Genomic DNA, 21,774 nt, shown 5'->3' with positions numbered 1-21,774 from the left:
TGCCGTCGACGGAGGCAACGGCGACATCGCCGACGCGCACGGCTATCCGAGCCCGCAGATCCCCGCGGCGGACGGAAAACGGGCGCTGGTCAGTGGTGAGTACGGCGGGCTCGGACTCGCCGTGCCGGGCCACGCCTGGCCGGTCCAGCACACCTACGTCGGCGTCGACCAGGCCAAGTACACGGACGAGTACCTGGCCCAGCTCGGCTACGTACGCAGACTGGCCTGCCAGGGGAGCAACGGCGCCGTCTACACCCAGATCACCGATGTGGAGGGTGAGCTGAACGGCCTGCTCACCTACGACCGCAAGATCATGAAGCCCGACGTCAAGCGGCTCAAGGCGGCGCACGACGCCCTGATCCGTGACGCCTCGGACCCGGCTTCGATGGAGTGCGCGAGCTCCTGACCGGCCGGCCGCTCCGGTCCGCCCCTGCGCAGGCGGACCGGAGCCCCCGTGGCTGATTGCCGATCAATGCCTGCGGGCATCACAGGGGGGTGAGGGGCCTGTCATTGTGCCTGGACCGCCGACGGCCCGCCCCAGTCGGCTTTCCCGGCCGATTTCTGGCTGATTTATGCCGCTCTACCGGAACGGAGTGATGCACATGCGTGCGCACAGGCGCTCGCGTCGGCGTGCCGCACGCGCGACGTATGTCCTGCCGCAGGCGGAGACATCCGCCCGCTGGGCACGGCACCTGACGACGGCCTTCCTCACCCGGGGCTGCGGCGAAAAGCTCTCCGGCGACCAGGTCGAGGATGCCACCCTGGTCGTCTCCGAGCTGGTCACCAATGCCACCCGGCACGGCCGCAGCAGCTGCCGACTGCGGCTGCACGTCGATCCCGGGCTGGTGACCGTCGAGGTGGAGGACCTCAGCCCGATTCCGCCGCGGCTGTGCACGCCGGTGGAAACGGACGAGTGCGGGCGGGGCATGGTGATGGTGCGTGAGCTCGCGCAGACGTTCGCCGTACGGGGCGGACCCGGCGGCGGCAAGACCGTACAGGCGGTTCTCGCCGCGTCCTGAGGGCGTCGGAGCCTGAGGACGCCGGAGCTTGAGGGCGTCAGGGCCCTGAGGGGCCGGGGCATCCTGAGGGGGCCGGGGCCCGAGGGCCGCGAGCCGTCCCGGCTCAGCACGGCTGCCGCCACACCCCCAGATTGAGCTTCTTGCGCATGGAGCTGAGCCCCAGTGCGCGCGCCGGCTCGCAGAACTTGTCGACCTCAAGCGCGTATTCGACATGGAAGACCGCCTTCCCGGCCTGCACGAACGGTTTCAGCGCCGCGCATTCCCCGAACTCCGCGCACTCCTCGTTCACGGCGAAGTCGAAGTCCCGTACCAGCTCCCTGACTTGGGGCAGATCGTTCTTCAGCCCCACCGACAGGCCGCGGTCATGGGCGAGACGCGCGATCATGCGGTTGTAGGCGAGCTGGTGGGCTGCGGTCAGCCGGAACCCGGTGTCGTTGAGATACCCGTCAAGCAGATCGGGCTCCACCGCGTCGAAGTCACGGTCGCGGCAGAGGTCCATGCGTTTCGCCATCAGCGGGCGGAGGATGTCGAGACGCCGGATGTCCAGCCAGCGCTCGCCGTCCCACCCGTTGGCCCTGCCGAGTACCAAGGCGGGGAAGTCCCCGTGGTCGGGGCGGAAGGACTCCCACGCGCCCGCGTTGAGATAGCAGATGACCTTGCGGCCGTCCCGGTGGAGCCGGCGGACGGTCGCGGCGTCGTTCTCGAATCCGTCGATGTCGTAGACGGGCACGTCGACGCGGGCGTCGACCCGGCCGTCGAGCTGCCACTGCCAGGCGGTTCCGGGCCTCGGCTGCCAGCGCCGCGGGTGGGGCGACGGGTCCGGCGGCGGGCCCGAGCACGCGGCGAGGAGCGCGAGGGCAAGAGCGAGGATCGCGGTCCGCAGACGCGTCGTGCGGTTCATGAGTCCTTCCGGAGGGCGGGTGGCAGAGCCGACCAGGGATTGGGACCGTGGCCGGATACGGCACAGTGCACCTCGGCGCCGCGCAGTTCCGCGGTACGGGCCGCGAGCCGGCAGAGCCCGCGGGGAACCCCGTACACCAGATGGCAGAACCGGCTCGGCGGTAGGCCCTTGGTCCACGTCGGGGCGACCGGGGCGGCGCGGTAGCTGTCCCAGTCGCCCTCGAAGGTGATCAGCAGATCCCCGAGCGCGGCATAGCCGGGGGCGGGGTGGGCGCCCGGATTGAGGACGACGGTCCGCCCGCCGCGCGACCGGGCGGCCCGGGTGAGCCGCCGGTAGTGACGCAGCCCGGCCGCGTCGGGGGCGACCTGATCGAGGAAGAACCCGTCCGTGCCGTACCAGTCGCGATGCCGCTCGAAGTCCCGTGCGACTTCGCGGGCCGGCCGCCGCCCGTAATCGGTGTCCGCATATCCGAGCACCGGCACGCCGGCCGCCCGCAATTCGCGGGCGGCGGCGACGAACGCGGGGTCCGGAGCGGCGCCGGGACCGTCGTCGACGTTGAGCACCACGCCGTAGAGGAGAAGAGCGGACGCGACGAGGGCCTGCCAGGCGGCGGGGTCGACGGCGGGGTGTACATACATGGGCACGAGCATGCTCATGCCGGTCCGCCGCTCACCGGGAGGCCACGGGTTCGCCGGAAGCCGACCCGCCCCCTCATCGCGGCGCCCCCGCCGGCGTCGGCCGCGCCCAAAGGTCGTACAGCGAGTCGACCAAAGAGCGCTTCGGCCGCCAGTCGAGAGCCCGGGCGGCCGACGTGATGTCCGCGCACTGCCAGGAGACCGCCGTCGAGCGCGCCGACCCCGTGCCGGTCTCCTCCAGGCGGCCGCGGAAACCGGCCGTCCGGACCAGACCGTGGGCCAGGTCGCGTACCGAAGTCGCCACACCGCTGCCGATGTTGAGCACCGGCGGCAGCGGACCCTCGGTTGTCGCGGCGCGCACCACAGCGTCCGCCACGTCCCGTACGTCGACGAAGTCGCGGTGCGCTGACAGGTCGCCGACCCGCACCGTGTCGTCAGCGTCGGCGGCCCGCCGCAGCTCGGCGGCGAGCCGTCCGGGCAGACCCGCGGCAGGCGCTCCCGGGCCCACCGGGTTGAAGACGCGCAGTACGACCGCGTCGAGCCCCGAGGCGCCGACGGCGACCGTGCCGGCCAGCTTGGTGGCGCCGTACGGGCCCAGCGGCCTGGTCGCGGCAGCCTCGGTGACCGGCTCGCCGGGCGCGGTCGGCCCGTACTCCGCGGCGGAGCCGAGGTGGACGAGCCGGACGTCGGGTGCCGCGTCGCCCAGGGCCTCGCACAGCGCGGCCGGGCCGCGGGCGTTGACGTCGGTGAGGTGGACGGCGCTGCCGGCCACCAGGCCAGCGCAGTTGACGACGACCGACGGCCGGGCCGCCAGCAGCGCGTCCGCGAGGACGCCGGGAGAGACGGTGAGGTCGAGCCGTACGTCGGCGTCCGGGGACCGGCCGCCGACGAGCAGCCGCACGCCCGGCAGGGCGCGCAGCTGCTCGGCGGTGTGCCCGCCCAGGAATCCGGTGGAGCCCAGGAGGAGGATGCGCACGGACCGTCACGCTCCCTTGAGCAGCAGGCCGCGGTGCGTGGTGAATTCCGCGTTCGCCCGGTCGTAGTCGTCGGGCCGCCCGATGTCGAGCCAGTAGCCGTCGAACTCGTAGGCGTGCGGCGGGTTCTGCTCCTTGAGCAGGTCGAGTACCAGCTCGTCGAAGCCGAGCGGCAGACCGGGCGTATAGCCGGCGAGCGTCTCGCGGGTGAGTCCGTACACGCCCATGGAGACGCGGTAGTCCATGCTCGGCTTCTCGGCGAAGCCGACGACCCGGCCGGACTCGGTGGTGAGCACCCCGAAGTCGATGGAGACCGTGCGCGCGTATGTGGCGACGGTGAGCGGCGCGCCGGAATTCCGGTGCTGCCCCAGGACATCCGCGTAGTCGAGGTCGGTGAGGATGTCCCCGTTCATGACGAGGAACTCGTCGGGCAGCCGGTCCATCATGGTGAGCAGCGGCCCCATGGTGCCGAGCGGGCTGTCCTCGGTGGAGTAGCCGACGCGCAGCCCCCACTGCGAGCCGTTGCCGACGTAGGCGCGGATGATGTGGCCGAGATGGCCGATCGCGATGGTGCAGCTGACGAAGCCGGCGGCGGCCAGCTGGCGCAGCACGATCTCCAGGATCGCGTGCTGGTCGCCGATGGGCACCAGCGGTTTGGGTAAAGCGGTGGTGTACGGCCGCAGCCGGACGCCCTTGCCTCCTGCGAGTATCACTGCGTGCATGGGGACTCCCCTGTCAGGTCCGGTGGCTCAGATGTTGTAGATGCCGGTCTTGTAGCGGGCGAGATTCGCCGGGTTGCGGAAGAATTCGATGGTGCGTACGAGCCCGTTCTCCAGGTCGTGTTCGGGCTGCCAGCCGGTGGCGTCGCGCAGCCGCGTCGCGTCGGCGACCAGCCGCATCACCTCCGACCCCGCCGGCCGGATGCGCTCCTCGTCCTCGCGTACATCGAGGTCGGCCTCCATCAACTTGCCGATCAGCCGGGTGAGTTCGCCCACCGAGATCTCACCGCCGGTACCCGCGTTGAAGGTGCGGCCGACGACGGCGTCGGCGGGCGCGGTGCCGACGGTGAGGAAGGCGCGGGCGGTGTCCTTCACGTACAGGAAGTCGCGGGTGGGGCGCAGATCTCCGAGGGTGATGACCCGCTCGCCCCCCGCGACCTGGCCGATGACGGTCGGGATGACCGCCCGCATCGACTGGCGCGGCCCGAAGGTGTTGAACGGGCGCAGGGTGACGACCGGAGTGCCGAAGCTGGCGTGGTAGCTGTCGGCGAGCCGGTCCCCGCCCGCCTTCGAAGCGGCGTACGGGGACTGGGTGTTGATGGGGTGGTCCTCGGTGATCGGCACCGTCTGGGCGGTGCCGTACGTCTCGCTGGTCGAGGTGTGCACCATGCGCGGGATCCCCAGCTTGCGCACCACCTCCAGCACATTGAGGGTGCCCGTGACATTGGTGTCCACGTAGCTGTGCGGGGCCCGGTACGAGTACGGGATCGCGATCAGCGCGGCGAGGTGGTAGACGGCCTCGGCGCCCTCGGCGAGCTGATGCACGGAGCCGGCGTCACGGACGTCGCCGAGGACGATCTCGACCTGGTCGAGGGTGTCGGGGGAGAGCGTCTCCAGCCATCCGTAGGAGGAGAAGGAGTTGTACTGGGCCATGGCGCGGACCCGGTAGCCGGCGGCGACGAGGGCCTCGGTCAGATGCGATCCGATGAAGCCCTCGGCTCCGGTGACGGCGACAAGCGCGTTGGATGTCACGACAGTTGCTCCTGTGGTCGGTGGTCGGTGGTCGGTGGTGAGCGGTCGTTGGTCGGTGGTGAGTGGTCCGTGGGCGGTGCGTTGAGATGGGATGTGGTCAGCGGTGTGCGGTGGGCCGGCCGAGCAGCCGACAGGCCGCGGCGACCAGGACGGCAGCTGCCGCGGTGCTACAGATCAGTTGGGCGGGGCCGGGCGGCAGCCCGGCGAAGTGGGCCGCAGCTTCCGCGGCCGCGGCGGCCAGCGTGACGGCGGCCGGCGTCCAGGCCAGCGAGAACGCCTGCAGCAGCAGCGCGGTCCAGAGCACGGCACCCAGGCCGAGCAGGGGAGCGGGCCAGGTCCCCGCGACCAGCGAGCCGAGACCGAGGACCGCCAGATACGCGCCGAGGCAGTACGCCAGAGCCCGCCCGGCGCGCAGCGTGAAGCCGCGACTGGTGGTGCTCGCACGCAGCGCGGCCAGCGCGAGCGAGCGGTAGCGGTACAGCAGCCACTCGGCGAAGCCCATGCTGAGCGTGAGGACGACGACCGAGCGCGGGTCGTCCGCCCCGGCCAGCGCCGCGAGCACGCCCGCGGCGAGGCCGAACAGCCCGTACGGAAGGGAGCGCAGCACCCTGGGCGTGGCCCCCGCGGCCGTGGTCTCGGACCGCACGGCGTCGCGTACGGCGTGACCGGCGGCCAGGACCGCGAGCGTCACCGTCGACAGCAGCAGCCCGAGTGCGAGTGGTGCCGGGGGCTGCCACATCAGCACGGCTCCCGCACCGGCGGCCACGGGCAACAGGGTGAGCAGCAGGGCCCGTTCGCGGCCCAGGACCAGCAGGACGCTCGCCGCCGCGAGATAGCAGGACTGACCGGCGGCGAAGGCCGCGCCCGTACCGGGACCGGATACCAGCAGCCCCGCGACCGCCGCCCCCAGCGCACCGGCGGGCGCGCCGATGCGCAGGGTCCGCCCGGCTGCGGCCTTCCCCCCGGCCGCAAGCCGCAGATACGCGCGATGGCTGAGCGCCTGGTTCCACGCCCAGGCCGCGAGCGCGGAGACGATGAGCCCGGAGACGTCCGCCGTGCCGTGCCACAGCCCGGCGCCCAGCACATAGGCAAGGCCAGGCAGGGCGAAGACCAGACCGCGCAGGGCACAGCGCAGATGGTCGGGCCGCCAGGGGTCGGGCGCGGGCGGCGGCTCCGGGTAGTGGCGCGGCACGCGGGCGTACAGATCCTCGGCGAGCGTGAAGAGGTCCGGACGCGCGTAGCGTTCGGTGATCTGCTCACCCGTCAGACCGTCCGACTCCAGCAGCGCGGCCACCTCGTACGGATGGACGGCGGTCGCGACCTGCTCGACGAGACGCTCGGCGAGCTCGTCGATCGGGTCCTCGGCCCAGCTGGGCAGGGAGCGCGTCCGGAAGCGTGGCCTGGGCATGACAGGCAGGGTGTCGCCGTCGCCCGGCAGAAGGCGTAACGGGCCGCTCATGCGAGGACCTCCGCGGGCCATGCCGAGGCCGCCGGCTCATGGGCGCCCAGGGCGAGTTCGAGATAGATCGAGCGGAAGGTGTCGACGGTCTGCCGGAGCGTGAACTGCTCGATCACCCGCAGCCGCGCCGCCTCGCCCATCGCGGCCCGCCGCCGCGGATCACGCAGCAACTCCAGCGCGGCGCGCGCCATCGCCTCCGGCTCCCGCGGCGGCACCACGAGACCGCTGTCGCCGACGGCCTCGCGTACCCCTCCGACGTCGGTGGAAACGGTGGCGCGCCCACAGGACATGGCCTCGATCAGCGTGAACGGAAAGCCCTCGCTGATGCTGGACAGCATCACGACATTGCCGGCCGCGTACGCGTCCCGTATATCGTCGACCCGCCCCTCGAAGGAGACGGCGTCCGCGTGCCCGAGCTCGGCGGCAAGCGCCTCGCAGCGCTCCCGGTAGGCCTCGCCGCCGCGCGGGGTGCCGCCGAAGAGCCGCAGCCGCGCGTCCGGCAGGTCCTTCCGTACGATCGCGAAGGCCCGGATCAGGGTTTCCAGGTCCTTTATCGGGTCGACGCGGCCGGCCCAGCTCAGCGTGGGCACGTCCGGTTCGGGCCCGGCGGGCGGGAACGCCGCCGGGTCGACGCCGTTGTAGACCGTGCGTATGAGCTCCGGGTCCGCACCGCCGCGCTCCTCCCACAGCCGGTTGTAGCGATTGCCGGGAGTGATCAGGTCGGCCGCGCGGTACGTCTCCTCGGCGAGCAGCCGGAAGAAGCCGAGCAGCAGCGCCTTCACGGGCCAGCGGTAGGGGCCCGTGCGGTAGCCGAGATAGCGCTCGCGCAGATACACCCCGTGCTCGGTGAGCAGCAGCGGTACGCCGTGCAGTTGTCGGCCGACCAGACCGGGCAGGACCGCTATGCCGCCGCTGACCGCGTGCGCGACGCCCCGCTCCGGCGGCGCGGCCGCGAGCGGCCGCAGCGCGTGTTCCAGCAGATCGGTGGCGGTGAGCGCGTCGTGCAGGGTGGGCCGCGCCGCGTACACCGGAAGGTCGCGGCGGTTCCAGACGCCGGCCAGGATGCGCACGGCACGGTCGGTGCGCAGCGCGGGCGCGAGTACGCCGTCCCGGGCCGCCCCGGCCAGTTCGTACAGCGCGGGACCGAAGTGCGCCTCGGTCGCCGGGTCGAGGAACGAGGTCAGAAACCTTTCGTACGTCTCAGTCAGCCGCCGCAGCCGGCGTCCGCGCGGCGCGGCCCCGGCCGGGTCGGGCCCCCACATGGGGACGCTGACGGGCTCGGCGACATGGGCGGGCAGCTCCCAGGCGAGGGACTCCCGGCCGGTGCCGGTCACCGCGATGACGTTGAAGTCGAAGTCGGGCAATCCGTCGACTAGTTGGTCGCACCACACGCTCACGCCGCCATGGCTGTGCGGATAGGTGCCTTCGGTGAGGAGGGTGACCAGAGGCGCGCCGGATCGCGGCGCGCATAAGGACTCGGCCATGTGGAACTGCTCCCCTGGATGCGAGAAGGGAAGGGGGGCGCCTCGCCCGGAGGGCGGGCGGCGGCGCGTCGAGCGCGCGGTCCCGGGGGGACTGGGCCCCGGGACCGCGTGTGCCGAGGCGTCAGCCGGTCACGCCGTACGGGACCCGCTGGCGCACGCCCACGGGCAGCGGCAGCCGCGGCGCGGACGCCTGGACCGGCGCCGCCTTCGCGGTGCGGGCCGCCGTAGGCGCCGCGGCGGGCAGGGTGAGCGTGACCCGGTCCTGGAGCAGCCCCGGGCCGACCCATCCGGAGACCGCGCCGGCGTACGCGCTGCCGAAGTCGGCGGTGCCGAGGAGCAGGTTCTGCCGGGTGCCGGCCGGCATGGTCGCGGTGACCCGGACGCCGTTGGGGGCCTGCACGGTGACGGCGTCGCCGATGCGGTAGGCGGTCACCTGGCCCGCCTTGACGGCGGTGTTCCAGGCGGCCCGGTCGCGCAGTTCGGCGCCGATGTCGCGCTGGCGCAGATTCACCAGCGGGGTGCTGTCCGCGTACAGCGCCGCGTAGTCGTCGAGGACGCGGTTCAGCACGGGGTAGGCGATGCGGTCCTCGGCCAGGTTGGACTGGTGGATGAAGTGCGGCCGAGGGTCGTTGGCGAGCACGTGGCCGAGTCCGATGCGGGCCTCGAGCGGCACTACGTAGTCCGCGTACCCGGTCGCGGTGTCCAGCGGCTCTGCCAGGCAGGTGGAGTTGACCGAGGTCTCGCAGATGCCGCTGCCGCCGTCTGCCGTGCGGGTGTAGATCCAGTTGTACTCGTCGATCTGCTCGGCGGTGCGGCCCGCGTTGTAGAAGACGTTCATCGGGTACCGCGGCACGGTCAGGGCGGAGCCGACCCGGCGCTGGGCGCGGTCGCGCGAGTTGTCGGAGCCGAGCCAGGTGACGGCGTTGTCGGCAAGGGCGGGCGCGAGGTTCGGATTGTCGTCCGGCTGCTGGGGCAGGATCCGCAGCCCGGAGTGCTCACCGGTGACCAACTCGTCGCTCTGCAGCGGGAGTCCGGCCCGCTGGGCCCAGGAGCGGTTGTCCCCGATCTGGGCGGAGATCGCGGAACGGCTGACGTACTTGGTACTCCCGTCCGCGTTCTTGGCGCACACCCAGGGGACGACGGTGACGTCCTGGACGCAGCCGAGGAAGGGGTGGTTGTAGGTGTGGTTCACCCAACGGTAGGCGTCCTTGTCGGCGGTCAGCTGCTGCGCGAGCGGGTCGCTGCCGCCGTGCTCCTCCTTGAACAGCTCGCTGCCCCCGCCGTTGTAGACCATGTCGAGGGTGAAGCCCTTGGAGGCGGACCACTGCGCCGCGTACTGCGCGTCGGCGGCCGTCATCCGGATCGGGTCCGGCTCGCCCTGTCCCGGCGCGCAGTCCACGTCGCCCGGAGTGCAGTTGAGGACGCTGTCCCAGCGGTCGTCGGCGCCGAAGACATCGTCGACATGGACGGCGAAGTAGTTGCGGGCCGCGCCGATCTGGACGCCCTGCGTCAGCCAGTTCACGATGCCGCGGGCGAGCAGCCGGAACTGCTGCTGGTACTGGTTGTAGACAAAGGTGACGACGAGCTCGCGGCGGCCGTCGTGGCGGTACTCGCCGACGATCGAACCGCGCTGCTGCGAGCCGGGCAGTGGCGCGTCCAGGTAGCTGGTGAAGTCGGCGCCCGCGGCGGGCTTCGCAACATACCCGTAACTCTCGCCCACGGAAGGCGAGTTGTCCTCGAAGGGGACGGACCCGTCGAGATAGCCGAAGGGGCCCGCCTTGCCGGCGGCCGTCACCTCGGCCCGCGCGCCGTCGAGCGAGCCGCTGTAGCCGCCGTTGACGGGGTAGTCCAGGCCCACTTCGGGACGGGCGTAGGTGTAGGCGTCGACCTGCGGGATCGCGAAGCTCTTCTCGTACGAGGCGAGAGCGGCCATCTCCGCCGAGCCGGCCCCGAAGGGGTTGTCGTTGGGCAGCACCACGGCCTGGTACTTGGCTCGCGGCCGCCCGCCCACGGTGTCGGCGAGGAAGCCCGCGTCGATCACGGGACGGTCCGTCCGATGCAGATCGAGCAGGGTGTACGGCGTTCCCGAGCCGTCGAGTTCGGCGGTGATGGCGGCGGTGGCAGGGCCCCCGTCGTCCACCACCAGGACTCTCAGATCGATACGTGGCTCCGGTGCCGCTGCCGCTTGGGCAGCCGGTGCGGCGAATGCGAGCAGAAGTGCGCTCGTAGTGGACAAGGCAGCCGTGCGGACCCTGCGCCTCATGTGTTCGGTTCCTCCCCGGAAGGGCATGCCTGACCGAAGTCCGGCATGCCCTTGCCCCCCCAGCGGTGGTCGGCGCGTGTGGGACGCCCCGCGTGTCCCGCTCTCTGTCGGATCACATAGTGGGGCGTAATTTGGGGAATCTGTGTGGGCATTGTGAAACCTGGCGCGAAACGGATGCAATGCCTCTGCCCGAGTGCTTCGCCGATCATCGTCTCCGACATGCCTGTTGGGCGTCCGTCCCGCCTCGCCCCGACGCCGGACGTGCAGGTCAAGGGAGCGCGAAGCGACTCCCTGGCGGGACGCGACCGTCAAGGGTCTGGACCATAGAAAATTCTTCCGCGTTACTCGCAGGATTCGGCCAGATGCCGGTATCCGACAATGAAATGAGTCTGGACAAAAAAAGTTTTCGGTGGGACGGTGGAGACATGTTGGACGTGACCGTGATCGAGGACTCGGCAGCTGCCGCCGTCTCGCTGGACCCCATGCGCTCCCGGCTGCTCGCCGAGCTCGCCGGCGGACCGGCGTCGGCCGCCATGCTGGCCGGCCGGGTCGGGCTGCCCCGCCAGAAGGTGAACTACCACCTCAAGGCACTGGAGCGGCACGGCCTGGTCGAGCTGGCCGGCGAGCGCAGGAAGGGCAATGTCACCGAGCGGCTGATGCGGGCCACCGCGGCCTCGTACGTCATCTCCCCGCTCGCTCTGGCCGCGGTGCAGCCCGACCCGGCCCGCTTCCGCGACCAGCTCTCCGCGCGCTGGCTGCTCGCCGTCGCCGCGCGGCTGGTACGCGACGTCGGCACCCTGATCACGGGCGCCGCCAAGGCCCGCAAGCGCCTTGCGACGTACGCGCTCGACGGCGAGGTGCGCTTCGCCTCCGCCGCCGAACGGGCCGCGTTCGTGGAGGAGCTGACCCAGGGAGTCGGCGCCCTGATCGCCAAGTACCACGACGAGAGTGCCCCGGGTGGCCGCGAGCACCGCATCGTGGTCGCTCTCCACCCCACCGTGAAAACCCCGCCTGCCATCGAGGAGGCGTCATGAGAGTGAAGCAGCAGGACGGCAAGAGCATCACCCGCATCGTCTACGCGCCGCAGAGCGCCTGAGTATCAGGAGTCACCATGTCCAAGGAATTCGAGATCGTCCGCGAGTTCGAGGTCGACGCGAGCCCCGAGCAGGTCTGGGACGCGATCACCACCGGCACGGCGGGCTGGCTTTGGCCCATGGAGTACGAGCCCAAGGAGGGCGGTGCGGCCCCCTTCGGCGGCACCGTCACCGCATGGGACCCGCCGCACCGCCTCACCGGCCGCACCGAGGACGCGGAGGGCGTGCCCCAGCAGACCTTCAACCAGCTCGAGCATGTCATCGAGCCGCGCGAGGGCGGCGGTTCATGGGTGCGCTATGTGCACAGCGGCATCCTCGTCGAGGACTGGGACAACCAGTACGACGGCGCCAACAAGCACACCGACTTCTATCTGCACACCCTGCGGCAGTACCTCAAGCACTTCACCGGCCGGGCCGCCACGTTCGCGACGCTGGACGCCCCCGCCGCCTCCAACGCCCCGGGCGGCCTCGAAGTCGTCAGCCGCGGACTCGGGCTGGCTGACGACGCGTCCCAGGGCGCGACGGTACGGGTCGAGCTGCCCGGCGCCGGACCGGTGGACGCGGTCCTGGACTACCGCAACGCGTACTTCGTCGGTCTGCGCACCGACAAGGCCATGTACCGGATCTTCGGCCGTAACCACTTCGGTGCGCCGGTCGGCGTCAGCGTGCACGACTTCGCGGGTGACGCGGACGCGGGAAAGAACGAGGACGCCTGGCAGAAGTGGCTGACCGGTCTGTTTGCGTGAGGCCGGTGTGGGAGCAGCCCGGGACTTCGCCCCAAGACCCTCTCCCTGGGGGTCCGGGGGCGAAGCTGCCGGACACGGGATTTTGTCGTCACCCTTTTGCTCAGTAAAGTTGCGCTTTTGAAACCCACAGCGCGCGAGTGATCGAGGAACGGCAAGGCAATGACGGTGACAGAGGACAGCCCGGTGTACGGCCCGGGCATCGACCCGGAGCGCCTGGCCGTCTGCCTCAGCGTGCTCGACGAACTCGACAAGCTGGACGTCGACCACCCCGACGCGATCACGGTACGGCGCGCCACCGCCGGCATCTACCGCACCGTGAAGCAGCGCCGCCGCCAGGAGCGCCGGGCCGCCAAGACCGCCCACGACAAGTCGGTCACCGAGGCCACCGCCACCGGCTCAGCCGAGCGGATCGACGACGAGACGGAGGGCCTGCTGCCGTCCTCGTCCGTCACCGGCGAGATCGCGGGGATACTCCAGCGCCCCCGGTCCTGCTACATCTGCAAGACCCGCTATGTCGAGGTCGACGTCTTCTACCACCAGCTCTGCCAGGGGTGCGCTGCGGAGAACCGGGCCCGCCGCGACGCCCGCACGGACCTGACCGGCAAGCGCGCCCTGCTCACCGGCGGCCGGGCCAAGATCGGGATGTACATCGCGCTGCGACTGCTGCGCGACGGCGCCCACACCACCATCACCACCCGCTTCCCGAACGACGCGATCCGCCGCTTCAAGGCGATGCCGGACAGCGACGAGTGGATCCATCGCCTCAAGATCGTCGGCATCGATCTGCGAGACCCCGCGCAGGTCGTCGCCCTCGCCGACTCGGTGGCCGCTGCGGGCCCGCTGGACATCCTGATCAACAACGCCGCGCAGACCGTACGCCGCTCCCCGCAGGCGTACAGCGAACTGGTCGCCGCCGAGTCCGCCCCGCTGCCCGCGGGCGAGCTGCCGCCCGCCCAGGTCATAGGCACCTTCGGCAGCGGCGCCGTGGACTCCGTCGCCGCGCTGCCGTCCGCCGCCGGTGAGGGCCTCACCGCCCAGGACGTGACCGACCTCGCGCTGGTCTCCGGCTCGGCATCCCTGGAGCGCATCGCGGCCGGCACCGCGATCGACGCCGGCGGCCTGGTCCCCGATCTGCACGACACCAACAGCTGGATCCAGACCGTCTCCGAGGTCGACCCGGTCGAGCTGCTCGAAGTGCAGCTGTGCAACTCCACCGCGCCGTTCATCCTGATCAGCCGGCTCCGCCCGGCCATGTCCGCGGCCAAGGCCAAGCGCACCTACGTGGTGAACGTCTCCGCCATGGAGGGCGTCTTCAGCCGCGGCTACAAGGGCGCGGGTCACCCGCACACCAACATGGCCAAGGCCGCGCTGAACATGCTCACCCGCACCAGCGCCCAGGAGATGTTCGAGTCCGACGGCATTTTGATGACCGCCGTCGACACCGGCTGGATCACCGACGAGCGCCCGCACCCCGACAAGATGCGCCTCGCCGACGAGGGCTTCCACGCCCCGCTCGACCTGGTCGACGGCGCCGCCCGCGTCTACGACCCGATCGTGCGCGGCGAGGGCGGCGAGGACCTCTACGGCTGCTTCCTCAAGGACTACGCTCCGGCGAACTGGTAGCCCGCAGCTGGTCATGGACGGCGTACGAGCCCGTGCCCGCCGCCGCGCGCACCCTCGTACCGCCGTCCACCAGCAGATCGGCCCCGGTCACCCACGCGGACTCGTCCGAGACCAGCCACAGCACCGCCCGCGCCACATCGTCGGGCTCGCCTATCCGGCCCAGCGGCAGCCCGTCGGCGATCCGCCGCTCGGCGCCCTCCCAGACGAAGCGGGCCATCTCGGTGCGTACGAGACCCGGTGAGACCGCGTTCACCCGTACCGCGGGGGCGAGTTCGCCGGCGAGCTGCTGGGTGAGGTGCCGCAGCGCCACCTTGCTCGTGCCGTACGCGCCCACCCGCGGGCCCACTCCGTGTGTGCCCTCGGTGCAGATGTTGACCACCGCGCCGCCGTGCTCGCGCATCCAGGCCCGCCAGGCGAGTTGCACCAGCCGCAGCGCCGCCTCCACATTCACCGCGAACGCCTGCCGCCACTGGTCGGGATCGGCCTCCATCAGCGGACCGTAGGGAGCGTTCGTAGCGGCGTTGTTGACCAGGATGTCGAGCCGCCCGAACTCCCGCACGGCGAGGGCGGTGCAGTGATCGAGATGGGCCGGGTCGGCCACGCTGCCGGCACAGCCCGCCGCCCGTGCTCCCGCGTCCCGCAGCTTGGCCACAGCCGCCGTTACTCCATCCGGGTCCCGTGCGGTGACCACCACATCGGCCCCCGCCCCGGCCAGTGCGCCGGCGATGGCGAAGCCGATGCCACGGGAAGCCCCTGTCACCAGGGCTGTCCTGCCTTCGAGGCAGTTCTGCGCAGGCCCGGAAATCATCCGCGTACGATCCCACGAAGCTCCGCACAGGAATAGATCGTTGGCCGGAATTGAGCTGGTTTACAGGAGATTTACAGGCCCCATCGAGCGGAGCTCTGCTCATTTGGTTACTCTGGGGTGAACGGACGCCACCAAAGGGCCCACGAAACCCCCTTGGCCGTCCTGGGACAGGTCTGCAACCAGGCTGCGGTCCCGCCCGAGTACCGGCGCCACCGCGACCGAACTGCCCCTGTCCCAGTTACGCGACACAGAGGAGTGCGCGGTGACATCAGATGTGAAGAAGCACGAGAAGCGACCGCCGGAACGCGGCGGCGAACGGGCCGGCCGGCCCGAAGAACTCGGCAGCCTGGAAGTCTGGGCCCGATCGGCTCCGATCCGGCTGGCCGGCTACGAGGACGACCTGGCCGAGCCGCACATCCTGCCCGGCATCGACTGAGCGGATCGCTTCGCCCCGTACCCCCTGCCGCACCGGCAGGGGGTACGGGGCGTTCGGGGCCCGCTCTCCTGCCCAACGGTGCCGCCGCGAAGGCCGGGCTCAACCGCAGCATTGCCGATGCCGGATGGGGGGTGTTCCTGACGATCCTGCACGCCAAGGCTGAAAGCGCCGGACGGGAAGTGATCGCCGTGGACCCCCGCAACACCTCCCGCCAGTGCCCCCAATGCGGGCACACTGCGAAGGAGAACCGGCCCACACAAGAGAAGTTCCACTGCATCGTGTGCGGTCACACCGCACACGCGGACACAGTAGGCGCGCTCAACGTCCTACGGGCCGGGCTGGCCCGTCGCAAAGCCCAACTGGCATAGCGAGAAGCCACCCCCTTCAGGGGGTGGAGGAGTCACGTACTCGGAATGACGGCACCAACTCGGCACCAACCAACCCCCCGCCGCGGCCCGCCGGGCGGGCAAGCACGTCGGGGTCTTCAAAATAGCCTGGTCGGCCTGAGGAACTCGCGCACATAGGTGCGGTGCCACCAGGCGCCGGTTGCCCGCAGTTCGCGCCAGGTCGTGTACCGGTAGCGGTACACCCTGGCGCGGACGTACGCGGGCGGGGCGTCCGGGAACGGATTGCGGCCCAGCAGCCGCAGCGTGTCCCGGTCGCCGTCCAGCAGCCGCTCCATGAACGGGCCGAACCAGGAGGCCGCGTAGCCGGGGGAGAGCGCGGCGAACCACATCATCCAGTCGAGCCGCAGATGGTAGGGCGCGTACTGGCGGGGCAGCCTGCGTACATCACCCGGCTTGCCCTTGAATTCGTACTCCCGCCAGACCGTGCCCTGATGGAGCACCTTCTCGTCCGTGCCCTCGACCACCACCTCGTGCCGCACCCGCCCGACCGAGCCGAACGCGCCGTAGGCGTTGACCAGATGGAGCGGATCGTAGGACCGGTTCATCTGCTGCCGCCGCGAGAAGAGATTGCGTGCCGGACGGTAACTGAGGACGACGATCAGGGCGGTGACGGCGATCACCACGATCTCGTACCAGAGCGGGGGCGCGGGCAGCGCGGGCGGATCCGCGATGAGCGAGCCGTCCACGGCGGAGAGGGCGAGCACGATGGTCAGCCAGTTCAGCCAGGCGAAGTTGCCGGACAGCACCAGCCACAGCTGGGTCAGCACGATCGTCGCGGCGGCCGCACTGGCGATCGGCTGAGGGGTGAACAGCAACACGGGGACGAGGAGCTGGGTCACATGGTTGGCCGCCACCTCGACCCGGTGGAGGGGTTTCGGCAGATGGTGGAAGAACCAGCTCAGCGGTCCCGGCATCGGCTGGGTCTCGTGGTGGAAGTCCAGACAGGTCAGCTTGCGCCAGCACTCGTCGCCGCGGATTTTGATCAGCCCTGCGCCGAACTCCACCCGGAACAGCACCCACCGCAGCAGCCACAGGACCAGCACGGGCGGGGCCGTGCGCTCATTGCCGAGGAAGACCGCGAGAAAGCCCGTCTCCAGGAGCAGTGACTCCCAGCCGAAGCCGTACCACGTCTGGCCGACATTGACGATCGACAGATAAAGCACCCACAGCACCGCCCACCATGCCATCGCGGCCACGAGCGGGACATGGTCGCCCGCGCCCGCCACCAGCGCCGCCGAGAGCAGACAGCCGGCCCAGGCGCAGAGGGCGAACAGGCGGTCGGAGTAGCGCAGTTGGAACAGGCTCGGCGCACGGCGCATCGGCACCCGGCGTACGTACGCGGGCACCGGCAGCATGCCCCGCTCGCCGATCAGCGCCCGGAACTGCAGGGCGGCGGTGAGAAAGGCGACCAGATACATGGCGGCCAGAGCCCGCTGGAAGACCAGTCGGCTGAGCCAGTAGTCACCGTCGCTGAACCACTCCATCACCTCCAGTATCGGCCGCGGCAAGCCGTCGCACCGTACGACCGAGCCGCATGGCGTACCACTTCTGCACCACGGGTACGAGCGGACCGGCGAGCCGGGTGTACCAGCTCGCCGGACGGCTGAAGGCCATGACGGTGAACCACACCGAGCCGTCGTCGCGGATGTCGACCACGAACGACTCCTCACCGCGCTCGGGATGACCGGCCAAAGTGCCGTACGCGAATCCCGTCCGGTCCTTCTCGTACGCCGTCCAGATCACCTCGCACGGCGCGGTGAACCGCAGCCGGCCGACCCCGAGTGAGACCTCGAGCCGGGCGCCGGGCTCGGCCCGCGCCGCCGTGGTGCTCACCCGGGCGCCCGATCCGCGGTGCATCCGCCAGCTGGTGACCGCCGCGCCCGCCGCCTCGAAGACGGCGTGGCCACGGCCGATACGGGCGGTGTGGTGGAGGTGGTTGTAGCCGTCGGGCAGCGGACCGAGCCGGGTGGCGCCGGTCTCGGGGTAGTTGAGGGCGAGTACGCGATTCATGCGGCCGTCTCCTTGAGTCGTTGCCAGGCCAGCACCGAGCAGAGTGCGAAACCGAGGGCGTTGCCGAGGCCGTGGGTGGCGGCCATCCAGGTCAGGGTCGGGTGGGGCAGACCGGTAGCCTCGCCGAGCGCCCAGCTCAGGGCGAGCAGCATCGTCGCCACCAGCACGGCGGCCGAGACGGCGAGCAGGCCGCGGGTGAACCGGTCGCGGCCGCCTGCCCGGACGTCGAGCCAGGTCAGCAGCGCGACGGCCCACATGCCCGCGGTCAGTACGAGCGCACCGAGCAGCTCGGCCCAGTCGTCCAGGAAGTAGCCGGCCAGTACGAGAAGGGTGCCGAGCGGCACGCTCAGTGCCGCGAAGCGCCCGGCAGGACCGGCCGATGTGCGGCAGACCAGGCCCGCCACCAGCGCGGCCGCGAACCCGGCGAAGTGGAAGTGCGGCACGGTCAGCGCCAGGATCGGCAGGCTGAAGCCGAAGAGCTCGTGCCCGGAGCGTTCCGCGACGAGTGCGACACCGGCGACCGACGGGGTCACGAGCGCTGTGAGCACCGCGACCTCTGCGGGCGCGAGCGATCGGACCCGGGCCAGCCTGCGTGGGGCATGCGCGGCGAGAGCCAGCGTGCCGAGCGCGTACACGGCCGCGAGCACGGTCGCGGTGGTCGAGCGCGGCAGCCAGAGGGAGACGACTCCGGGGACCGCGAACAACGGCCATGTCCGCTGAATGGGCGCGAGCCCGACGGCGTCGATGAGACGGAGTCCCGCGGGCACGACCACCAGCATGCCGAGCATCACGATCAGGCTGACCAGTACGGACACCACGCACCCCACCCCAGGCTTGAACGTGTTCAATTCCTTGTGGTCGAGACTATGCGCTTACTTGAACGCGTTCAAGTCGCGGGGGTGAGGGGAATCCGGCAGAACTTGAGGGACTAGTTGGGGTGAAGAGGCGGGAGACTTTTGTGCGTCCACCCATTCGCCGTCGGTACGCCGCGGTCGCCGGGCTGTTCGCGGTGCTGTCCTGCACGCTCCTGGTCGCCGGATGCGGCGGCGGCAGCAGCAGAGCGGCCACGGACCCGGAGGTCTACCTCGAGCCTGCCGCGGCGCGGGGCCCGGACCCGTACACCGCCTCCACGGTGAGGAACGACATCGGGCCTCCGCCGACCGGCCCGTCCGGTGTGCCGAGCAGCCCCGCAGGGGGGCAGACGCTGCGCACTCTCTCCGGCTCGACGCCAGGCCTGTACGGCGGCACGCAATCGCTGGGCAGTTGCGACGTCGAGCAGCAGGTGAACCTCCTCGTAGCCGACCAGGCCAAGGAGCGCGCCTTTGCCCGGGCCGCCGGCGTCTCCCAGACCGAGGTCCCGGACTATCTGCGTGGACTGACGCCCGTCGTGCTGCGCGCCGACACCCGCGTCACCAGCCACGGCTTCCGCGACCGCACCGCCACCACCTACCAGTCCGTGCTGCAGGCCGGGACCGCCGTGCTGGTGGACCAGTACGGCACGCCGCGCGTCCGGTGTGCCTGCGGAAACCCGCTGAAGCCGCCGGTCGCCGTCAAGGGCGCCGTGGTTCACAACGGCCAGTCCTGGGCGGGCTACCAGTCGGACCGGGTCGTCGTCATCAAGCCGACCACCCAGGTCATCAACAATTTCTTCATCGTCAACATCGTCACCAACACCTGGATCGACCGGCAGGCCGGGACCGACGGCGAACTGGACAAGCGGCCCGATGTGCTCCCGCCGGTGACCCCGGACGACGTCTTCGTCTATCCACCGGTGATGCCCGAGTCCGGTGACTCCGACGTGCCGAGCGACGGCAGTCTCACGCCGACGACACCGGAGCAGCCGGTCAACCCGCCCGTGGAGACGCCTGCCGAACCGCCTGTGGACACACCGAGCGAGGCACTGCCCCCGCCGGTCAACCCCGATGTGCCCTCCGACGAGGGGGTCACACCGTCCCAGCCGGACCTGCTCATCCCCAACGAGGAGCCGGCGTCGCCGGACACCTTCCAGGGCTGAGCACGCCCTCCGAACCGGTCGAAGAATCCGACAAATGATGGCAGAGTGGCCCCATGGTTGATCGGGCAGCGGGTGCCCTGTCGCTTCCCGACGACTGGCCGGCCGACCCGGATCTGAGCCTGACCCTCAATGGCATGGGCAGCTTCGACTGGGACCTGGTCAGCGGGCTGATGCACCTGGACCAGCCCGGTCACGAGGTGTTCGATCTGCGCCCCGGCGAGTACGACGGCCGTCCGGAGAGTCTGGCTTCCCGGGTGCCGTCGGACGAGGCCGCCCGGCTTGACGCCCTGGTGGCGCAGGCGCTCAAGAACGGCAGTGACCGCTACGGGGCGTACTTCCGCGTCCGCCGCCGCGACGGCAGCCTGCACTGGGCCCACACGCAGGCCTGCGTCCGCCGCGACGAGACGGGCCGCCCGTTGCGCATCATCGGCATCGTCCGCGACGCCACCGAAGAGCTTGCCGAGTCCAGGGAGCGCCTCGAAGTCGAAGTCGAGCGCCGCCGGCAGACCAGCGTCGTCGAGAGCACCACCGCGGCCCTCGCCCATGCCAGGACCGTCCAGGACGTCATCGACGTACTGAGGGACTCGCACGGCCTGGAGCACTTCGGCGCGACCAGCCTGGTCATGGGGCTGCTGGAATCGGGCCGGATCCATCTGGTCGCCGAGGGGCCGGAAGGCTCGTTCGTGCCGGGCACCCGCTACACGCGCGTCGACGAGGAGTACCCGATGAGCGAGGTGGTGCGTACCCTCACGCCCCGCTTCATCGAGTCCGAACGGGACTTCGCCGAGTCGTATCCGCTGCTGTGGCCGCACATCAAAGATCTCAAGATCACCTCGGCCGCCTATCTGCCGCTGATCGCCCAGGCCCGCCCCATCGGGGCGCTCGGCCTGCTGTACGGCGACAAGACCGGCTTCAGCTCCGAGGAGCGCAATCTGCTGGTCGCCCTCGGCAGCAGCATCGCCCAGAGCCTCCAGCGCGCCATGCTCTACGAACAGGAGCACGATCTCGCCGAAGGCCTCCAGCAGGCGATGCTGCCGCGCCGGATCCCCGCTGTGCCCGGGGCGCAGATCGCGGTGCGCTACCGCTCCGCCCGTATGGGCCGGGACATCGGAGGCGACTGGTACGACATCATCGCGCTGCCCGGCGGGCGGGTGGGCGCGGTCATCGGCGACGTGCAGGGGCATGACGTGGACGCGGCCGCGGTGATGGGGCAGCTGCGCATCGTGCTGCGGGCGTACGCGGCCGAGGGGCACACCCCGGCCACCGTGATGGCGCGCGCCTCCGTCTTCCTCGATGAGCTCGACACCGACCGGTTCGCGACCTGCATGTACGCGGAGGCCGACCTGTCCACCGGTGTGGTGCAGCTGGTGCGGGCGGGGCATGTCGACCCGCTGATCCGGGACATCGACGGCAGCTGCCGACGGCTGCCGGTGGAGGGCGGGCTGCCGCTGGGGCTCTCGGCGGAGTTCGGGCAGCTCGAATACCCCGTCAGCACCGTCGAGTTGGACCCCGGCCAGACCTTGCTCCTCTACACCGACGGACTGGTCGAGCAGCCCGGCGCCGATCTCGACGACGGGATGCAGCTGCTGACCGCGCAGGTGCGCGACGGCCCGCGCGATCTGCAGCTGCTCGCCGACCATCTGTGCGAGGCGGCGGGCGAGCGGGGCGGCGACGACGACGTGGCGATGCTGCTGCTGCGCCGCAAGGGCGCGTACACCCCGCAGACGGGCGGCCGGCTGCAGCAGCATGTCGGGCAGAACGACCCGGAGGCGCTTCGCTCGGCCCGGCACATGATCCGGGCGGCCGTACGCGCCTGGGGCGCGCGCCAGCGGTCGGACGAGATAGAGCTGGCTGCCGACGAGATGATCACCAACGCGCTGATGCACACGGACGGCGGCGCGATCGTGACCATCCGGGTGCTGTCCGGCCCGGAGCGGCGGCTGCGGGTGGAGGTCGAGGACCGCTCCAGCGCGCTGCCGCGTCGGCGTGATGCGGGCGAGTCGGGCGTGTCCGGCCGCGGGCTGATGCTGGTGGACCGACTGGCGGAGGCCTGGGGCGTGGAGTCCAGGGGCAGCGGCAAATGCGTCTGGTGCGAGTTCATAGTCCCCGACAGGCCGCCCAACTGATGGAAACCTGTTGTTAACTGTGCG

The 21,774-nt window shown here is 71.0% G+C and carries 19 protein-coding genes and 2 pseudogenes; 9 read left to right on the top strand and 12 right to left on the bottom strand.

The window, feature by feature from the left end; genetic code table 11:
• Position 1: 1 nt before the first annotated feature.
• Together QFZ67_RS04585 and QFZ67_RS04580 are read left to right on the top strand one after the other, a co-directional pair.
• Positions 2-406, top strand: a pseudogene (locus QFZ67_RS04585) (glycoside hydrolase family 2); the annotation flags it as partial.
• Positions 407-602: 196 nt separating this feature from the next.
• On the top strand, positions 603-1,019 hold the full coding sequence (locus QFZ67_RS04580) for an ATP-binding protein (RefSeq protein WP_307659798.1): 417 nt from the start codon (positions 603-605) through the stop codon (positions 1,017-1,019).
• 103 nt (positions 1,020-1,122) lie between these two features.
• On the opposite strand, the gene QFZ67_RS04575 is transcribed toward QFZ67_RS04580, so the two are convergent.
• The 8 genes from QFZ67_RS04575 to QFZ67_RS04540 all read right to left on the bottom strand — a co-directional run bounded on the left by QFZ67_RS04575 (position 1,123) and on the right by QFZ67_RS04540 (position 10,486).
• On the bottom strand, positions 1,123-1,920 hold the full coding sequence (locus QFZ67_RS04575) for an endo alpha-1,4 polygalactosaminidase (RefSeq protein ID WP_307659797.1): 798 nt from the start codon (positions 1,918-1,920) through the stop codon (positions 1,123-1,125).
• A complete protein-coding gene (locus QFZ67_RS04570; protein WP_307659796.1) occupies positions 1,917-2,558 on the bottom strand; it encodes a spherulation-specific family 4 protein in 642 nt (213 codons plus the stop codon). Before QFZ67_RS04570 ends, QFZ67_RS04575 begins: the two co-directional genes overlap by 4 nt.
• A gap of 73 nt (positions 2,559-2,631) precedes the next feature.
• The gene (locus QFZ67_RS04565) at positions 2,632-3,531 is read right to left on the bottom strand and encodes an NAD(P)-dependent oxidoreductase (RefSeq protein WP_307659795.1); all 900 of its coding nucleotides are present in this window, start codon (positions 3,529-3,531) and stop codon (positions 2,632-2,634) included.
• Positions 3,532-3,537: 6 nt separating this feature from the next.
• Complete coding sequence (locus QFZ67_RS04560) at positions 3,538-4,251, bottom strand: sugar phosphate nucleotidyltransferase (protein ID WP_307659794.1); 714 nt, start codon at positions 4,249-4,251, stop codon at positions 3,538-3,540.
• 27 nt (positions 4,252-4,278) lie between these two features.
• The gene (locus tag QFZ67_RS04555; RefSeq protein ID WP_307659793.1) at positions 4,279-5,280 is read right to left on the bottom strand and encodes an SDR family NAD(P)-dependent oxidoreductase; all 1,002 of its coding nucleotides are present in this window, start codon (positions 5,278-5,280) and stop codon (positions 4,279-4,281) included.
• A gap of 97 nt (positions 5,281-5,377) precedes the next feature.
• On the bottom strand, positions 5,378-6,688 hold the full coding sequence (locus tag QFZ67_RS04550; protein WP_307659792.1) for a hypothetical protein: 1,311 nt from the start codon (positions 6,686-6,688) through the stop codon (positions 5,378-5,380).
• Between the two features lie 47 nt (positions 6,689-6,735).
• On the bottom strand, positions 6,736-8,223 hold the full coding sequence (pelF, locus tag QFZ67_RS04545; protein ID WP_307659791.1) for a GT4 family glycosyltransferase PelF: 1,488 nt from the start codon (positions 8,221-8,223) through the stop codon (positions 6,736-6,738).
• A gap of 121 nt (positions 8,224-8,344) precedes the next feature.
• Positions 8,345-10,486, bottom strand: a complete 2,142-nt coding sequence (locus QFZ67_RS04540) for a hypothetical protein (RefSeq protein ID WP_307659790.1) — start codon at positions 10,484-10,486, stop codon at positions 8,345-8,347.
• 425 nt (positions 10,487-10,911) lie between these two features.
• On the opposite strand from QFZ67_RS04540, the gene QFZ67_RS04535 reads away from it, so the two are divergent.
• The 3 genes from QFZ67_RS04535 to QFZ67_RS04525 all read left to right on the top strand — a co-directional run bounded on the left by QFZ67_RS04535 (position 10,912) and on the right by QFZ67_RS04525 (position 13,949).
• Positions 10,912-11,520, top strand: coding sequence for a helix-turn-helix domain-containing protein (locus QFZ67_RS04535; protein WP_307659789.1), 609 nt, complete (start codon positions 10,912-10,914; stop codon positions 11,518-11,520).
• Between the two features lie 77 nt (positions 11,521-11,597).
• Positions 11,598-12,326, top strand: a complete 729-nt coding sequence (locus QFZ67_RS04530; RefSeq protein WP_307659788.1) for an SRPBCC domain-containing protein — start codon at positions 11,598-11,600, stop codon at positions 12,324-12,326.
• 159 nt (positions 12,327-12,485) lie between these two features.
• A complete protein-coding gene (locus QFZ67_RS04525) occupies positions 12,486-13,949 on the top strand; it encodes an SDR family NAD(P)-dependent oxidoreductase (protein ID WP_307659787.1) in 1,464 nt (487 codons plus the stop codon).
• Here the strand turns inward: QFZ67_RS04525 and QFZ67_RS04520 are convergent.
• Positions 13,921-14,757: an SDR family oxidoreductase gene (locus tag QFZ67_RS04520; RefSeq protein ID WP_307659786.1), complete on the bottom strand. Its 837-nt coding sequence runs from the start codon at positions 14,755-14,757 to the stop codon at positions 13,921-13,923. The genes QFZ67_RS04525 and QFZ67_RS04520 overlap by 29 nt on opposite strands.
• Positions 14,758-15,019: 262 nt before the next feature.
• On the opposite strand from QFZ67_RS04520, the gene QFZ67_RS04515 reads away from it, so the two are divergent.
• Positions 15,020-15,193: a hypothetical protein gene (locus tag QFZ67_RS04515; RefSeq protein ID WP_307659785.1), complete on the top strand. Its 174-nt coding sequence runs from the start codon at positions 15,020-15,022 to the stop codon at positions 15,191-15,193.
• A gap of 65 nt (positions 15,194-15,258) precedes the next feature.
• A pseudogene (locus QFZ67_RS04510) lies at positions 15,259-15,561 on the top strand (RNA-guided endonuclease InsQ/TnpB family protein); the annotation flags it as partial.
• A 116-nt stretch (positions 15,562-15,677) separates the two neighbouring features.
• Here QFZ67_RS04510 and QFZ67_RS04505 read toward each other — a convergent pair.
• The 3 genes from QFZ67_RS04505 to QFZ67_RS04495 are packed head-to-tail and all read right to left on the bottom strand — an operon-like array spanning position 15,678 to position 18,425.
• Positions 15,678-17,084, bottom strand: a complete 1,407-nt coding sequence (locus tag QFZ67_RS04505; protein ID WP_307659784.1) for a lipase maturation factor family protein — start codon at positions 17,082-17,084, stop codon at positions 15,678-15,680.
• The gene (locus QFZ67_RS04500) at positions 17,062-17,610 is read right to left on the bottom strand and encodes a DUF1990 family protein (RefSeq protein WP_307659783.1); all 549 of its coding nucleotides are present in this window, start codon (positions 17,608-17,610) and stop codon (positions 17,062-17,064) included. The genes QFZ67_RS04505 and QFZ67_RS04500 overlap by 23 nt, the downstream gene beginning before the upstream one ends.
• Positions 17,607-18,425, bottom strand: a complete 819-nt coding sequence (locus QFZ67_RS04495) for a YndJ family protein (RefSeq protein WP_307665722.1) — start codon at positions 18,423-18,425, stop codon at positions 17,607-17,609. Before QFZ67_RS04495 ends, QFZ67_RS04500 begins: the two co-directional genes overlap by 4 nt.
• A 143-nt stretch (positions 18,426-18,568) precedes the next feature.
• Here QFZ67_RS04495 and QFZ67_RS04490 point away from each other — a divergent pair, with 143 nt between their 5' ends.
• Positions 18,569-19,624, top strand: coding sequence for a DUF6777 domain-containing protein (locus QFZ67_RS04490; RefSeq protein ID WP_307659782.1), 1,056 nt, complete (start codon positions 18,569-18,571; stop codon positions 19,622-19,624).
• 53 nt (positions 19,625-19,677) lie between these two features.
• A complete protein-coding gene (locus tag QFZ67_RS04485; protein WP_307659781.1) occupies positions 19,678-21,750 on the top strand; it encodes a SpoIIE family protein phosphatase in 2,073 nt (690 codons plus the stop codon).
• Positions 21,751-21,774: the final 24 nt, after the last annotated feature.

The sequence above is a fragment of the Streptomyces sp. V1I1 genome, assembly GCF_030817355.1.
Classification (GTDB): Bacteria; Actinomycetota; Actinomycetes; order Streptomycetales; family Streptomycetaceae; genus Streptomyces.
This window is presented reverse-complemented; position numbering and strand designations above follow the sequence as displayed.

Coding starts and splice junctions, on each gene's coding strand:
- QFZ67_RS04570 (WP_307659796.1), bottom strand. CDS start 2,558: ATGTATGTACACCCCGCCGTCGACCCCGCCGCCTGGCAGGCCCTCGTC.
- QFZ67_RS04520 (WP_307659786.1), bottom strand. CDS start 14,757: ATGATTTCCGGGCCTGCGCAGAACTGCCTCGAAGGCAGGACAGCCCTG.
- QFZ67_RS04530 (WP_307659788.1), top strand. CDS start 11,598: ATGTCCAAGGAATTCGAGATCGTCCGCGAGTTCGAGGTCGACGCGAGC.
- QFZ67_RS04540 (WP_307659790.1), bottom strand. CDS start 10,486: ATGAGGCGCAGGGTCCGCACGGCTGCCTTGTCCACTACGAGCGCACTT.
- QFZ67_RS04560 (WP_307659794.1), bottom strand. CDS start 4,251: ATGCACGCAGTGATACTCGCAGGAGGCAAGGGCGTCCGGCTGCGGCCG.
- QFZ67_RS04485 (WP_307659781.1), top strand. CDS start 19,678: ATGGTTGATCGGGCAGCGGGTGCCCTGTCGCTTCCCGACGACTGGCCG.
- QFZ67_RS04535 (WP_307659789.1), top strand. CDS start 10,912: ATGTTGGACGTGACCGTGATCGAGGACTCGGCAGCTGCCGCCGTCTCG.
- QFZ67_RS04500 (WP_307659783.1), bottom strand. CDS start 17,610: ATGAATCGCGTACTCGCCCTCAACTACCCCGAGACCGGCGCCACCCGG.
- QFZ67_RS04575 (WP_307659797.1), bottom strand. CDS start 1,920: ATGAACCGCACGACGCGTCTGCGGACCGCGATCCTCGCTCTTGCCCTC.
- QFZ67_RS04505 (WP_307659784.1), bottom strand. CDS start 17,084: ATGGAGTGGTTCAGCGACGGTGACTACTGGCTCAGCCGACTGGTCTTC.
- QFZ67_RS04550 (WP_307659792.1), bottom strand. CDS start 6,688: ATGCCCAGGCCACGCTTCCGGACGCGCTCCCTGCCCAGCTGGGCCGAG.
- pelF (WP_307659791.1), bottom strand. CDS start 8,223: ATGGCCGAGTCCTTATGCGCGCCGCGATCCGGCGCGCCTCTGGTCACC.
- QFZ67_RS04525 (WP_307659787.1), top strand. CDS start 12,486: ATGACGGTGACAGAGGACAGCCCGGTGTACGGCCCGGGCATCGACCCG.
- QFZ67_RS04580 (WP_307659798.1), top strand. CDS start 603: ATGCGTGCGCACAGGCGCTCGCGTCGGCGTGCCGCACGCGCGACGTAT.